Genomic DNA, 12,790 nt, shown 5'->3' with positions numbered 1-12,790 from the left:
CCCATGACTGTCGCAGTGCTGTCCATCGTCGTCCTGGTCGCCCTGTTCGCGGCGACCCTCATACGCGGCTTCGACCTGGGGCTGGGCGCCCTGTCCGCCGCGTTCCTCCTCGGTCTCGCCGCCGGTGTGCCGGCGGACAAGGTGACGGGGTTCTTCCCGGCCGACTTCTTCGTCCTCATCGTCGGCGTGACCGCCCTGTTCGCCGCGGCCCAGGTCAACGGAACCCTCGACTGGCTGCTCGATCTGCTGCTACGGCTCGTCGGCGGACGGCTGGTGCTGGTGGCGCTCGTGCCGTTCGTCATCGGCGCCGTGCTGACCGCGGTCGGCACCCTGCCGGCGGCGGCGACCGCCATCGTCGCCCCGATCGCGCTCGGCCTCGCCGCCCGGTACGGGATCTCACCGCTGGTCGCGGCCGTCCTCGGCGTCACCGGAATCATCAGCGGACTGCTCTCGCCGCTCGCCGTCTACGGCGTCACCGCACGGGAGTTGAGCACCAAGTCCGGCATCGCCCTGCCCGGGTCGGCCTCGGTGACCTTCCTGCTCGGCGGGCTGCTGACGGGGCTGGTCGTCTGTGCCGTCTGTCTGCTCGTCGCCTGGCGGACCGGCGCCGTACCGCGCGGCCGTACCACCACAGCGTCCGCGGCCACCGGCCCGGCGGGCACGGCGGAGACGCCCGGTACGGCAGCCCCGTCCGGCACCTCCGGTACGACGGCCGGCACCTCCGGTACGGGGGCGGGCACCGCGGTGGCGGCCCCGGTCTCCGCACCGCCCGAGACGACACCGGCACCCCGCACGGCCCGTGCCGCCCGCACCCTCACGGTGCTCTGCCTGCTCGCCGTCGTCGTCCTGTCCGTCGGCTTCGAGATGAACGTGGGCTACCTCGGCCTCACCGCCGCGATCCTCCTCCAACTCGTGCTCCGCCTGGAGCCCGGAGAGATCGTCTCCCGCATCCCGTGGGGCGTGGTGCTGCTGATCGGCGGCCTGCTGACGTACGTGGGACTGATGGAGCACCTCGGCGCGTTCAAGCAGATCAGCGACATGCTCCAGGTCGAGGGGTCGCCGGTGCTCAGCCTGCTGGTGCTCTGCTACATCGCGGGCATCACCTCGTTCGCGGCCAGCTCCATCGCGGTGTTCGTGACGGCCATGCCCTTGCTGCCCCCGCTGGTGGAGAGCGGCCTCTCACCGGTCGGCGGCGTGCTCGCCCTGGCACTGGCCTCGGTACTGGTCGACATCAACCCGCTCGGCATCACCGGCGGGTTGATCCTCGGCGCGGCCGAACCCTCCGTGCGCCCCCGCCTGTTCCGCCAGCTCCTCACGTACGGCATCGTCTCGATCGTCGTCGCGCCGCTGCTCGCCTGGCTGGCGTTCGGCTGGTGGTGAGGGAGGCGTCGCCCCACGACCCGTCAGGCGGGGTCGTGTCGAGCCCCGTGGCGGAGGCATAGTGGCGGTGTGTCTGTGTATCAGGTCTCGTGTCCGGCGAGGACGCTCATTCTCGACGAAGAAGACCGCCTCCTCCAGGACGGCGGCCTCGAACCCGAACCGGCCCTGTGGTGCATGCTCGAGGCCGGCCACTCCGGGCTGCACCTCACGCTCGCCCAAGCACTGCGCGGTGGCGACGGGGTGCCGCCCGTGACGCTGTGGCTGCGCTGGGCGGAGGGCGCCGAGTACGACTCGCGCCGGGAGATCCTGCCCCTGCCGCCCTGCCCGGAGCGCTTCCTCGCGGGGACGGTGCAGGAGGACGCGTGCGGTCTGCCGGAGGGCCATCCCGGCCGCCACGGCTTCGAGTTCGGCCCACCGATCAGCGAGGCGGACATCACCCCCGGCTGGCTGCTGTGACGCGACCGTCCGCTACGCCGCCTCCCGGGCGAGAAGCCGCGCGGCTTCTCTCCCGGGCCTCAACTGCCAAGAAATAAGCCCCTGTTCGACAGAGGCTTGAACCGGTGTCGGGAGGGGGACTTGAACTCTCCGTCCCGACACCGGCTCCGTCGTTGCTCCTTGAGGCACCGACCTGGCCAAACGGCCCTGAAAGACATGAGGTTGACGGGCCTCCCGGCCAGCCCTGTCACGTGGGCGGTCACGCCCAGGGTTCGACACGGCCGACGACCCGTGCCGGCGGCGCCTCGGGCCCTTCCTCAAGAGCGGCGAGGACTCCGTCGCTGATCTCCGCGTGCGTCAGCCAGCGCGTGCCGTCCGTGCCGTCCGCGAAGCCGAGAACCGCCGCCCGGTACGCCGCGCCGGGAACCGCGTACGCCGGTCTGCGCAGCGGGCCGCGCGAGGGGTCGAGGACCGCGCTGCCCAGGACGTCCACCAGGAGGGCACCCGGAGCGAGCCGGTCCGCCAGCAGCCCGTGGACGACGGGACGGTGCGAGCCGTGCACCCACAGGACTGCTGCCGTGAACCGTTCGCCGGCCGTGAGCGCCTGACCGAGCGCGGTCTCCAGCGTCTCCGGGCGCGTGTAGTCGGCCGGTACCGCCAGCACCTTCGCCGGGTCGTCCGTCCCGGCAGCGACGCTCCGGATGCGTGCCGCGCTCCGCGCGACCACGGCCGTACGCCGGCCGGCGCGCACCAGGCCGCGCACGACTCCCGCGAGCATGCCCGTCCCTCCCACGACCAGCGCGGGGCCGGACGAGGGGCCGCCGTCCGGTGCGAACGCTGGGGGTGAGGCGTGCGGAGAGGCGGGGGCCATGAACGGTCTCCTCGGGCTCGGCGCGGGAGTCATCCGGACGGTGCGGCGACCGGGGCGGCTGTCTGCCAGGGGCGCTGCCCGAGGGCGGGCAGTCCGTCGTCGCTCCCCGGCCCGACGAGTATGCAGCGGCCCTCCTCCGGGCACAGCACCGCACGGGCCACCGCCAGCACCTCCTCCGCACCGATGGAGGCCGGCAGTTCGGCCTCTCCGGCGCTGCTCGTGAGCCGGTCGCGTCGGAACAACTCCAGTCCGAGCAGCCGCGCGTGAACGGCGGAGTCCTCACGTTCCCGTGCACAGATGCCCCGGGTCAGGCGATGAGTCCCGTGGCGGTCGGCGGTCCGTGCCCCGGAGGCCCGGTCGGCAGAGGCCCGGTCAACAGCATGCGAGGGGAACGACATGACCGCCACCTACACCTTCGATGTCTTCTCCAGCCTCGACGGCTACGGTGCCGCCGCTGCCGACTGGAGCGGCTACTGGGGCAAGCAGGGGCCCGAACTGCTCGACCACCGCTGCGCGTTGTACGGCGCGGACCAGCGGATGGTCCTCGGCGCGGCCACCTACCGGGCGTTCGCGCGGATGCTGGCGTCGGGCGAGGAGCCCGAGGTACGCGACCCGTGGGTCACCCGGCTGTGGAACCTGCCGGCGACGGTGATCTCGACGACCCTGGAGGAGCCCCTGGACTGGCCGGACGCGACCGTCGTGAGCGGGGACGCCGTCGACGTCGTCGCCCGGCTCAAGGAGGAGTCCCCGGTGCCGCTGCGCTCGCACGGCAGCCTGTCGATGAACCGGGCGCTGATGGCCGCCGGACTGGTCGACCGGGTGCAGGTGACGCTCTTCCCCGTCATCACCGGCCGGACCGGGCTCGACCCGGTATTCCGGGGCGCGGCCGACTTCGACCTGGAGCTGATCGAGCAGCGGACGCTGGACGGGCACATCCAGGAGCTGGTCTACCGGCCCACGCTGCACTGAGCGGAGCGGGTCAACGGCGGGCGCCGGGCGGCCCGTTCAGCGGTCGGGCGCTCCCGCCCGCAGCCCGTCCATGACGAGGTCGAGGAGCCGGCCGACACGGGGCTGCCAGTCGCCGTGCGGGTCGACCTGCCACAGTCCCGCGATGGCGAGGAAGAAGTCGTCCGCGGTGACTCCCGGGCGGATGGTGCCGGCCTCCTCGCCGGTCCGGAGCAGACTCTCCGCGGCCGACGTCACGGGGCCGTGCCCGGGCTTCCCGTGGTCGCCCGGGGCGCCGGCGGCCTGGCGGATCGCGTCCGCCAGGCCCGCCTTCGCCATGGCGAACCGGGCGAGGTGGTCCATCCACTCCCGGAGGGCGACGTCGGGCTCGCGTGTGGCCGCCAAGTGGGTCGCGGCGTCGGCGACCTGCTGCATCTCGTGGCGGTAGACCTCCAGTACGAGCGCCTCGCGGCTGGGGAAGTTCCGGTAGAAGGTGGCCTGTCCGACGCATGCCTTCTTCGCGATCGCACTGAGCGGGACGTCCGCGGAGCGCGTCAGCTCCGCCAGTGCCACGTCGAGGATGCGCTCGCGATTTCGTTGTGCGTCTGAGCGCAGCGATACCTCTTTCCCCTGGTGCACTCGTCCTCCTCGCGGTCTCTCGGCCGGAACTGGGCTTGCTGAAGCGGACAATTGTCCGGTACGTTTCGAGATCAACGGACAGTTGTCCGGTTGGGTTAGGTCCACCTTACCCGCAGACGCCCTCAACGCTCCTGCCCCACCTGCACTTTCGTGGCCGTCCTCACCCCGTACCGCCCGCGCGGTCCCCGTGCCCGCGATCCGCCGCCTCCGGGAGAGTTCCCGACGCGCTCCGACACCCGAAAGAAGGCCGAGCATGGATCCATCGACGTCCAGCGACATCACGTTGGACATCAATGGCGAGAAACACGCGCTGCTCGTCGACCACCGCACCACCCTGCTCGACGCCCTGCGCGAGCGCCTCGATCTGACCGGTACCAAGAAGGGCTGCGACCAGGGACAGTGCGGCGCCTGCACCGTACTGATCGACGGACAACGGGCCGTCTCCTGCCTGCAGTTGGCCGTGGCCGCCGAAGGCCGTCACATCACCACCATCGAAGGGATGGCCGAGGGCGGCCAACTGCACCCGGTGCAGCAGGCGTTCCTCGACCTCGACGGCTACCAGTGCGGCTACTGCACGCCGGGACAGATATGTTCGGCCGTCGCCATGCTCGACGAGCACGCGGCGGGCTGGCCGAGCGCCGTCACCGGCGACGTACGGACCGAGGCGGCACCGCCGGAGCTGACGCCCGAGGAGATCCGGGAGCGGATGAGCGGCAACCTGTGCCGTTGCGGCGCGTACGTGCAGATCGTCGAGGCCGTCACACGGGCGGCCGCGGAACGGACGGGGACCAGGCCCGACGGCATAGCCGAAAAGCCCGCGGACCCGGCAACGGAGGTCTCCGCATGAGGGAGTTCGGCTACCAGCGCGTCTTCGACGTCTCCGGCGCGGTCGCGCAGCTCGCCGCCGAACCCGGCGCGCGCTACCTCGGCGGCGGCACCAACCTCGTCGACCTGATGAAGACCGGCGTCGAGCGGCCCGCGCGGCTCGTCGACGTCAGCCGCCTGCCGCTGGGACGGATCGAGACGAGAGAGGACGGCGGCCTGCACATCGGGGCCACCGTCACCAACAGCGAACTGGCCGCGCACCCCGAAGTCCGCAGCCGCTACCCGGCGTTGACACAGGCGGTGCTGGCCGGTGCCTCGGGGCAACTGCGCAACGTCGCCACGGTCGGCGGCAACCTGCTCCAGCGCACCCGCTGCGGCTACTTCGGCGACGTGACCCAGCCGTGCAACAAGCGGGAACCCGGCAGCGGTTGCCCCGCCGTCGCGGGCGAGCACCGCAACCACGCGATCCTGGGCGCCTCCGAGCACTGCGTGGCCGTCCACCCGTCGGACATGGGCGTGGCACTGGCCGCCTTCGACGCGGTCGTCACATACGAGACGGCGGACGGGCCCGGAGGTGCTCCCTCCCGGGGAGAGCTGCCGATGGCCGACTTCTACCTGCCGGTCGGTTCGACCCCGCACGTGGAGACCGCGCTGCCCTCCGGGGCGCTGATCACCGGCGTCACGCTGCCCCCCGCCCCGGTCGCCGCGCACTCGCGCTACCGGAAGGTCCGCGAGCGTGCCTCGTACGCCTTCGCGATCGGTTCCGTCGCCGCCGCCCTCGACGTACGGGAGGGTTCCGTGCACGAGGTGCGCCTGGCCTTCGGGGCGGTCGCGTCCCGGCCGTGGCGCGCCCGCGAGGCCGAGCGGGTGCTGACCGGGGCACCGGCCGACGCCGCCGGCTTCGCCGCCGCCGCGGACGCCGAACTCGCCGCCGCGGCGCCGCTGTCCGGGAACGGATACAAGGTGACCCTGATCCGGAACCTGGTGGTGGCCGTGCTGACCGAACTGAGCGAGGGGGCTTCCCGATGACCACTGCCACGACCGGAACAACGCCCCCGGCCGAGGGCGCGCACGGCTCCCCGCACACGCGGGTGGAGGGTCCCGAGAAGGTCACCGGGACCGCCCGCTACGCGGGTGACGTCCCCTTCGCCGAACTCGCCTACGGCTGGCTGGCGTTGTCCACCGTCGCCCGGGGCCGCGTCCGCCCCGTCGACACCGCGTCCGTCCTGGCGATGCCCGGCGTGCTCGCCGTCCTGCACCACGGCAACGCCCCGCACGTGAACACCGACTACGCGGGCATGCTGGGACCGCCGGACCCGACGATCGCCGTCTTCCAGAACGACCGTGTCCCGCACCGGGGTTGGCCGGTGGCGCTCGTCGTCGCCGAGACCTCCGAGCAGGCACGGGAGGCCGCCGAGGCGCTGGTCGTGGAGTACGAGGAGGAGCCGCACGACGTCGCGTTCGACGCGGGGCGCCCGGACGCGTACGCGCCCGGCGGCCCCGAGAAGCCGGACGTGGCGGAGAAGGGCGACCTGGCGGCCCAACTCGCCTCGTCCGCCGCCGTGGTGGACGAGGAGTACACCACGCCGGAGGAGCACCACAGCCCCATGGAGCCGCACGCGGCGACGGCCCGCTGGGAGGGCGGGCGGCTGGAGCTGGTCGACTCGAACCAGGGCAGCGCCTGGATCGTGAACGAGCTGGCGAAGCTGTTCTCGCTCGACCCCTCCTCCGTACGGGTCCGCTCCGAACACGTCGGCGGCGCCTTCGGCTCCAAGGGGGTACGGGCGCACCAGGTGGCCGCGGTGATGGCGGCGACCGTGCTCCAGCGTCCGGTCCGTGTCGTGCTGACCCGGCGCCAGATGTTCACGCTGACCGGCTACCGCAGCCCCACGGCGCAGCGGGTCCGGCTCGGCGCCGACGCCGACGGGCGGCTGCGCGCCCTGGAGCACGACTCCCTCAGCCTCACCTCGACCGTGCACGAGTTCGTCGAGCCGAGCGCCGGGGTGGCACGGGTGATGTACGACGCCACCGCGCACCGCACCGCCAACCGGCTCGTGCGGCTGGACGTGCCGACCCCGACGTTCATGCGGGCGCCGGGCGAGGCACCGGGCTCGTTCGCGCTGGAGTCGGCGCTCGACGAACTCGCCGAGCAGTGCGGCCTCGACCCGATCGAGCTGCGGGCACGCAACGAACCCGAGACCGGGCCCGTCTCCGGACTGCCCTTCAGCACCCGGAACGTCCTCGCCTGCTTCCGCGAGGGCGCCGACCGGTTCGGCTGGGCGGAGCGCGACCCCCGTCCGGGCATACGCCGGGAAGGGCACCTGCTGATCGGGACCGGCACGGCCGCCGCCTCCTTCCCCTCCCGGGCGATCCCGTCCACGGCAGCCGTGACGGCCGAGCAGGACGGCGGATTCACCGTACGGATCACCGCGGCGGACGTCGGGACCGGAGCGCGCACCGCCCTCGCCCTCGTCGCCGCCGACGCGCTCGGGGTCCCCACCGACCAGGTACGCGTACGGATCGGCGACAGCGATTTCGGCCAGGCGATGATCGCGGGCGGTTCGATGGGCACCCGCTCGTGGGCGTGGGCGGTGACGGCCGCTGCGCGTGACCTGCGGGAGCAACTGGCCCTGGGCGGCAGCGTTCCGCCGGAGGGCATCACCGTACGCTCGGACACCGCCGCGGCCATCGGGGCCCTCACGGAGACCGAACGGCACGCGTACGGGGCGCAGTTCGCCGAGGTCGCGGTCGACACCGCCACGGGCGAGGTACGGGTGCGGCGCATGCTCGGCATCTTCGCGGCGGGCCGGATCGTCAATCCGCTGACGGCGCGCGGTCAGTTGGTCGGCGGGATGATCTGGGGCATCTCCATGGCCCTGCACGAGGAGGCCGCCAGGGACGACGCCTCGGGGGCCACCGTGGGCGCCGACTTCGCGGGCTACCACGTCGCGGCGAACGCCGACGTCCCGCACGTCGAGGCGGACTGGGTGACCGACGTCGACCCCGACGATCCGGTGGGCATCAAGGGCATCGGCGAGATCGGCATCGTGGGCGCCGCGGCGGCGATCGCCAACGCGGTATGGCATGCGACGGGAGTACGGCACCGGCACCTGCCGATCCGTCCCGACCGGATTCTCCGGGCGGAGGAGGACCGGGCGGGCGCGCGGCGCGGCTGACGGGGCGAAGGGGCCCGCGCCCGCGGTGTGTTCGGGCCGCGGGCCCCGGCTCGTCGGCGGTGGGTCAGATGTGCTCGGTGTGGCGGAGTGCGCCGAGGAGATGCCGGGCGAGACGGGCCGGCTCCTGGAGCCCGGCGACGGCCGCGCGCAACTCCCGGCTGCCGTCCGAGGGCGGCGTCGAGATCGCCGTGGCCGCCCCGGGCGGTGAACCAGCCGTACCGGGGCTGCGACCTGCGGGAGGCTCTTCGGAGCGAGCCGACCAAGATCATCCCTGTTGGTCACGCGGTTGGTCACGCGACAGGGATAAACAGGAAAAGCCCCTGTCCGACAGGGGCTTGAACCGGTGTCGGGAGGGGGACTTGAACCCCCACGCCCTGTAAAGGGCACTAGCACCTCAAGCTAGCGCGTCTGCCATTCCGCCACCCCGACAAGGTGCGCCGCCCGCCTCCGGCGTGCGGCAGAGCCAACCTTAACACTGCTCGCGGACGCTCCGATCACGCACGGGATCACCCCGGCTCCCGCTCCCCGCCCTTGGGGAGGCGCCCGTCAAGCGGGAGGATGGAGACGGATCCGACGGCGATACGAGGAGGCAGTGTGAACCAGTCGACCCCCGCACCGGCCGGTGACGGAGCGAGTGCCGAGAGTGAGGTCGTCGATCTCTGCCGTGACCTCATCCGGATCGACACCAGCAACTACGGCGGCAACGAGGGCCCGGGGGAGCGCGCCGCAGCCGAGTACGTCGCGGAGAAGCTCGCCGAGGTGGGCCTGGAGCCGCAGATCTTCGAGTCCAGCCCGGGCCGCGCCTCGGCCGTCGCCCGTATCGAGGGCGAGGACTCCTCCCGGCCCGCCCTGCTGATCCACGGCCACACCGACGTCGTGCCCGCCAACGCCGCGGACTGGACGCACGACCCCTTCTCCGGCGAGATCGCGGACGGCTGCGTCTGGGGACGCGGCGCCGTCGACATGAAGGACATGGACGCCATGACGCTGGCCGTCGTACGCGACCGGCTGCGCAGCGGCCGCAGGCCGCCGCGCGACGTGGTGCTCGCCTTCCTCGCCGACGAGGAGGCCGGCGGCGTCTACGGCGCACGTCACCTCGTCGACAACCACCCCGACCTCTTCGAGGGTGTGACGGAGGCCATCGGCGAGGTCGGCGGCTTCTCCTTCACGGTCAACGAGAACCTGCGCCTGTATCTGGTGGAGACGGCCCAGAAGGGCATGCACTGGATGCGGCTGACCGTCGACGGCACCGCCGGGCACGGCTCGATGACCAACAACGACAACGCGATCACCGAACTCTGCGAAGCCGTCGGGCGGTTGGGCCGGCACAAGTTCCCGGTGCGTGTGACGAAGACCGTCCGCTCCTTCCTGGACGAGCTCTCCGACGCCCTCGGCACCGAACTCGACCCGGAGGACATGGAGGAGACCCTCGCCAAGCTCGGCGGCATCGCCAAGATCATCGGGGCGACCCTCCAGAACACCGCGGCGCCCACCCAACTCGGCGCCGGCTACAAGGTGAACGTCATTCCCGGCCAGGCCACCGCCCATGTCGACGGCCGCTTCCTGCCGGGCCACGAGGAGGAGTTCCTCGCCGACCTGGACCGCATCCTCGGCCCGCGCGTACGGCACGAGGACGTGCACGCCGACAAGGCGCTGGAGACGAGCTTCGACGGCGCCCTGGTGGACGCGATGCAGTCGTCGCTGAAGGCCGAGGACCCGGTGGCGCGCGCCGTTCCGTACATGCTCTCCGGCGGTACGGACGCCAAGTCCTTCGACGATCTGGGCATCCGCTGCTTCGGGTTCGCGCCGCTGAAGCTGCCGCCGGAGCTGGACTTCGCCGGAATGTTCCACGGCGTCGACGAGCGAGTCCCGGTGGACGGACTGAAGTTCGGCGTACGGGTGCTCGACCGCTTCCTGGATCAGTGCTGAACGGGCGGGAGTTGGGCTGATTCCCGTACGGGCGAAAACTCAACTCTGCCTGGTTCTCCGCCCGTACGGGACACCTCCCGGAATCGCGCGCCTGTGCCCCGCGCCCGGAAAGGGTGAATGCCCGCGTCAACACGTACCCCCATTCCTCCATCCTCGTTACAGGTGGTGCGGTTCGCAGTTTGAACCGCGTGCCAACTAGGAGGAATTCATGATGAAGAAGGTCGCCGCCGTTGCGGCTGCCGCCGGTGGTCTGGTGCTCGCGGGTGCCGGTATCGCCTCCGCCGACCAGGGCGTCCCGGGTTCGGCCGCGAACTCACCGGGCCTGGTCTCGGGGAACAACATCCAGGTTCCGGTGAACGCCGACGCCGACGTGTGCGGCAACACCGTGAGCGTCATCGGTCTGCTGAACCCGGCTGCCGGCAGCGCCTGCACCAACTGAGGTCATTCCTCAACCACATGAGGAAGTGAGGCCCGGGCGGCCCGGCGCGCGGCTGCGTGCCGTGAGCCTCCCGGCCTTTCCGGGCGCGGACACAGGAAGTCCGCGAACCGGCCACGACTCGTGTGCCCTTGTACGACCCATTGGCAGAAAGCAAGGCAGGGGAAATCAGAATCATGCGCCAGGTCACAAGAAAAGGCCTGATCACCGTGGCCGCGGCGGGCGGAGTGCTCGCCACGTTCTCGGGCGGCACCGCGTTCGCCGACCAGGGAGCCGCGGGGTCCGCGGCCAACTCGCCCGGTGTCCTTTCGGGCAACAACGTCCAGGTTCCGGTGAACGTGGACGCGGACGTGTGCGGCAACACCGTGAGCGTCCTCGGTGCTCTCAACCCGTCCTCGGGCGTCGACTGCAGCGGCGGCGGTTCGTCGCAGACCAGCGGCAGCGCGCAGGGCTCGGAGGGCATCGGCTCCGGGAACAACATCGAGGCGCCGATCAACGCTCCCGTCGACGTGTGCGGGAACAGCGTCAGCGTGGTCGGCATCGGCAACACCCCGGGTGGCGCCGACTGCGGCGACGAGGCGAGCACCCCGCCCGCCGACGACGAGCCGGACAACCCGGGCCCGGGCACCCCGGACGAGCCCGGGACGGACACCCCGGGCTCCGAGAACCCCGGTGCGGACAACCCCGGTGACGACGGGACCGCGCCGCAGACCACGCCCGCCTCCGACGTACGGACCCAGTCCGAGCCGGTCACGGGCGAGCTGGCCCACACCGGTGCGGGCGACATGATCGCCTACGGCGCACCGCTGAGCGCGGGCCTGCTGGTCGGCGGTTTCGTCCTCTACCGTCGTGCCGCGCGGATGGCGCGGCGCTGACCGGAGACAGCCGGAAAGACGGCGGAGCGGGCACCACACGGGTGGTGTCCGCTCCGCCGTGGTCTGCTGCCGCTCCCGCCTCCGCCGGCCGGGAGCCTCACCAGGTCGCGTGGAGCTGGCGGATGATCCGGCGGCGCAGCCGCACCCTGCGGCTGCCGTCGGGATACAGGCGCGTACGGGCCAACTCCCAGTGCCCGTACTCGGCATGGTCGGTGAGCAGTCGGGTGGCGGCCTTGCGGGAGACCCCGCGAGGCACGTACACATCGCGAAATTCGTATTCCGGCATCTCATCTATTGTGCGGGCAGAGGACGTATCCGGATAGCGTCTGCACTATGTCTGATGCTGAGCAGCCCACCGCTGCCGACGTACGCGCCGCCGCAGAAGCGGTGAAAGCCGCGCTGGACCGGCACCTCGAAGCGGTCGAGCGCCGGGCTGAGGGCGCCGGGAAGGACGCCGGGAACGGCGCCGCCGACACCGCCGTCTACGCCGCCTTCGACGAACTGGCGGCGGCAGGCGAGGCCTACGACGAGCTGCTCTACGAGACCTACGACGAGGTCACCCCCTTCGAGATCCCCGGCGGCGACTCCATGCCCGCCTACACCGGACCGGAGGTCCCCAACGCCCTGAGCGTGCTGATCCGGCGCGACTACACCGTGCTGGAGACCCAGCGCCTCCTGGCGCAGGCCCAGCGCGTCACCGACCTCGACCCGGACTCCGCCGACGAGGAGGGCCCGTCCGGCACGTCGGCGGGCAGCAGCGTCCACGCGGCGCTCGGCATCCTCTTCGGCGAGTACGAGCCGGACGAAATCGCCACGCGGCACAAGGAGTTCGGCCTGGAGGAGGGCGACTCGACGCTGTGGGTGACGGCCGCCGACGAGCCGAGCGAACCGGGGGAGTGGCTGTCGGCCCCCTTCGAGCAGGCCGACCCCGAAAGGGTGATCTGCCGCTTCGACGTCAGCTCAGTCTTCGACGAGGCGGACATCGAGCTGGACGACGAGGAGTGACGGCGGGGGCGACAGGGCCGCGGCCGGAACGGCCCTGCGTACACGGGCGCGTACGCCCGTGTCCCGTGGCGCACCGCTCCGGGCGCCGCCCTTCCGTCCGTCTCCGCTCGACCTAGGGTCTGTCTGACAAATCTCGTCTGGGCGGCGGCGCCTGGCACGCACGTTCGTTGCGTTGCCGATCGTCGGCGCAGCCCGCTGCGCTCTCTCCCCCTGGACCTGACGGCCCGGGGGTGCCCCCACCTCCGCCTTGCGACCGCACGCACCAGACACCGCC

At 72.0% G+C, this 12,790-nt stretch carries 14 protein-coding genes and 1 tRNA gene; 10 read left to right on the top strand and 5 right to left on the bottom strand.

Annotated elements, in window-relative coordinates; genetic code table 11:
- The first annotated feature begins 3 nt into the window (after nucleotides 1-3).
- Nucleotides 4-1,380: an SLC13 family permease gene (locus AN218_RS05870; RefSeq protein ID WP_070015548.1), complete on the top strand. Its 1,377-nt coding sequence runs from the start codon at nucleotides 4-6 to the stop codon at nucleotides 1,378-1,380.
- 69 nt (nucleotides 1,381-1,449) lie between these two features.
- The gene (locus AN218_RS05865; RefSeq protein ID WP_070015547.1) at nucleotides 1,450-1,836 is read left to right on the top strand and encodes a hypothetical protein; all 387 of its coding nucleotides are present in this window, start codon (nucleotides 1,450-1,452) and stop codon (nucleotides 1,834-1,836) included.
- A 238-nt stretch (nucleotides 1,837-2,074) separates the two neighbouring features.
- On the opposite strand, the gene AN218_RS05860 is transcribed toward AN218_RS05865, so the two are convergent.
- Together AN218_RS05860 and AN218_RS36005 are read right to left on the bottom strand one after the other, a co-directional pair.
- Nucleotides 2,075-2,686 (bottom strand): Rossmann-fold NAD(P)-binding domain-containing protein, encoded by a 612-nt coding sequence (locus tag AN218_RS05860; RefSeq protein WP_070015546.1) that lies wholly within the window; start codon nucleotides 2,684-2,686, stop codon nucleotides 2,075-2,077.
- Between the two features lie 29 nt (nucleotides 2,687-2,715).
- Nucleotides 2,716-2,928, bottom strand: a complete 213-nt coding sequence (locus tag AN218_RS36005; protein ID WP_141747487.1) for a hypothetical protein — start codon at nucleotides 2,926-2,928, stop codon at nucleotides 2,716-2,718.
- A 154-nt stretch (nucleotides 2,929-3,082) separates the two neighbouring features.
- On the opposite strand from AN218_RS36005, the gene AN218_RS05850 reads away from it, so the two are divergent.
- Nucleotides 3,083-3,655: a dihydrofolate reductase family protein gene (locus AN218_RS05850; RefSeq protein ID WP_070015544.1), complete on the top strand. Its 573-nt coding sequence runs from the start codon at nucleotides 3,083-3,085 to the stop codon at nucleotides 3,653-3,655.
- A gap of 36 nt (nucleotides 3,656-3,691) precedes the next feature.
- Here the strand turns inward: AN218_RS05850 and AN218_RS05845 are convergent, their stop codons facing one another.
- Nucleotides 3,692-4,270 carry a TetR/AcrR family transcriptional regulator gene (locus AN218_RS05845; RefSeq protein WP_070015543.1) on the bottom strand — a complete coding sequence of 193 codons (579 nt, stop codon included), beginning with the start codon at nucleotides 4,268-4,270 and terminating at the stop codon, nucleotides 3,692-3,694.
- A 253-nt stretch (nucleotides 4,271-4,523) separates the two neighbouring features.
- Here AN218_RS05845 and AN218_RS05840 point away from each other — a divergent pair, with 253 nt between their 5' ends.
- From AN218_RS05840 to AN218_RS05830, 3 genes are read left to right on the top strand one after another with little or no spacing between them, the layout of a single operon-like run.
- Nucleotides 4,524-5,117: a (2Fe-2S)-binding protein gene (locus tag AN218_RS05840; protein ID WP_070015542.1), complete on the top strand. Its 594-nt coding sequence runs from the start codon at nucleotides 4,524-4,526 to the stop codon at nucleotides 5,115-5,117.
- Nucleotides 5,114-6,124 carry an FAD binding domain-containing protein gene (locus AN218_RS05835; RefSeq protein ID WP_070015541.1) on the top strand — a complete coding sequence of 337 codons (1,011 nt, stop codon included), beginning with the start codon at nucleotides 5,114-5,116 and terminating at the stop codon, nucleotides 6,122-6,124. The genes AN218_RS05840 and AN218_RS05835 overlap by 4 nt, the downstream gene beginning before the upstream one ends.
- Complete coding sequence (locus tag AN218_RS05830) at nucleotides 6,121-8,271, top strand: xanthine dehydrogenase family protein molybdopterin-binding subunit (protein ID WP_070015540.1); 2,151 nt, start codon at nucleotides 6,121-6,123, stop codon at nucleotides 8,269-8,271. The genes AN218_RS05835 and AN218_RS05830 overlap by 4 nt, the downstream gene beginning before the upstream one ends.
- Before the next feature lie 344 nt (nucleotides 8,272-8,615).
- On the opposite strand, the gene AN218_RS05825 is transcribed toward AN218_RS05830, so the two are convergent.
- Nucleotides 8,616-8,700 (bottom strand) — tRNA-Leu (locus AN218_RS05825).
- 165 nt (nucleotides 8,701-8,865) lie between these two features.
- On the opposite strand from AN218_RS05825, the gene AN218_RS05820 reads away from it, so the two are divergent.
- The 3 genes from AN218_RS05820 to AN218_RS05810 all read left to right on the top strand — a co-directional run bounded on the left by AN218_RS05820 (nucleotide 8,866) and on the right by AN218_RS05810 (nucleotide 11,511).
- On the top strand, nucleotides 8,866-10,200 hold the full coding sequence (locus AN218_RS05820; protein ID WP_070015539.1) for a M20/M25/M40 family metallo-hydrolase: 1,335 nt from the start codon (nucleotides 8,866-8,868) through the stop codon (nucleotides 10,198-10,200).
- Nucleotides 10,201-10,408: 208 nt separating this feature from the next.
- The gene (locus AN218_RS05815) at nucleotides 10,409-10,639 is read left to right on the top strand and encodes a chaplin (RefSeq protein WP_070015538.1); all 231 of its coding nucleotides are present in this window, start codon (nucleotides 10,409-10,411) and stop codon (nucleotides 10,637-10,639) included.
- Between the two features lie 173 nt (nucleotides 10,640-10,812).
- Entirely contained in the window at nucleotides 10,813-11,511 is a 699-nt protein-coding gene (locus AN218_RS05810; protein ID WP_070015537.1) for a chaplin, read from the top strand.
- Between the two features lie 97 nt (nucleotides 11,512-11,608).
- Here AN218_RS05810 and AN218_RS05805 read toward each other — a convergent pair whose 3' ends face one another.
- A complete protein-coding gene (locus tag AN218_RS05805; RefSeq protein ID WP_037976561.1) occupies nucleotides 11,609-11,797 on the bottom strand; it encodes a DUF5703 family protein in 189 nt (62 codons plus the stop codon).
- A gap of 47 nt (nucleotides 11,798-11,844) precedes the next feature.
- Here AN218_RS05805 and AN218_RS05800 point away from each other — a divergent pair, with 47 nt between their 5' ends.
- Nucleotides 11,845-12,516 (top strand): hypothetical protein, encoded by a 672-nt coding sequence (locus AN218_RS05800; protein WP_070015536.1) that lies wholly within the window; start codon nucleotides 11,845-11,847, stop codon nucleotides 12,514-12,516.
- The last annotated feature ends 274 nt before the right edge of the window (nucleotides 12,517-12,790 follow it).

It is taken from the genome of Streptomyces nanshensis (assembly GCF_001751255.1).
In the GTDB taxonomy this organism is placed as follows: Bacteria; Actinomycetota; Actinomycetes; order Streptomycetales; family Streptomycetaceae; genus Streptomyces; species Streptomyces nanshensis_A.
The sequence above is the reverse complement of the archived record's forward strand: the minus strand, read 5'-3'. Positions and strand labels throughout refer to the sequence as shown.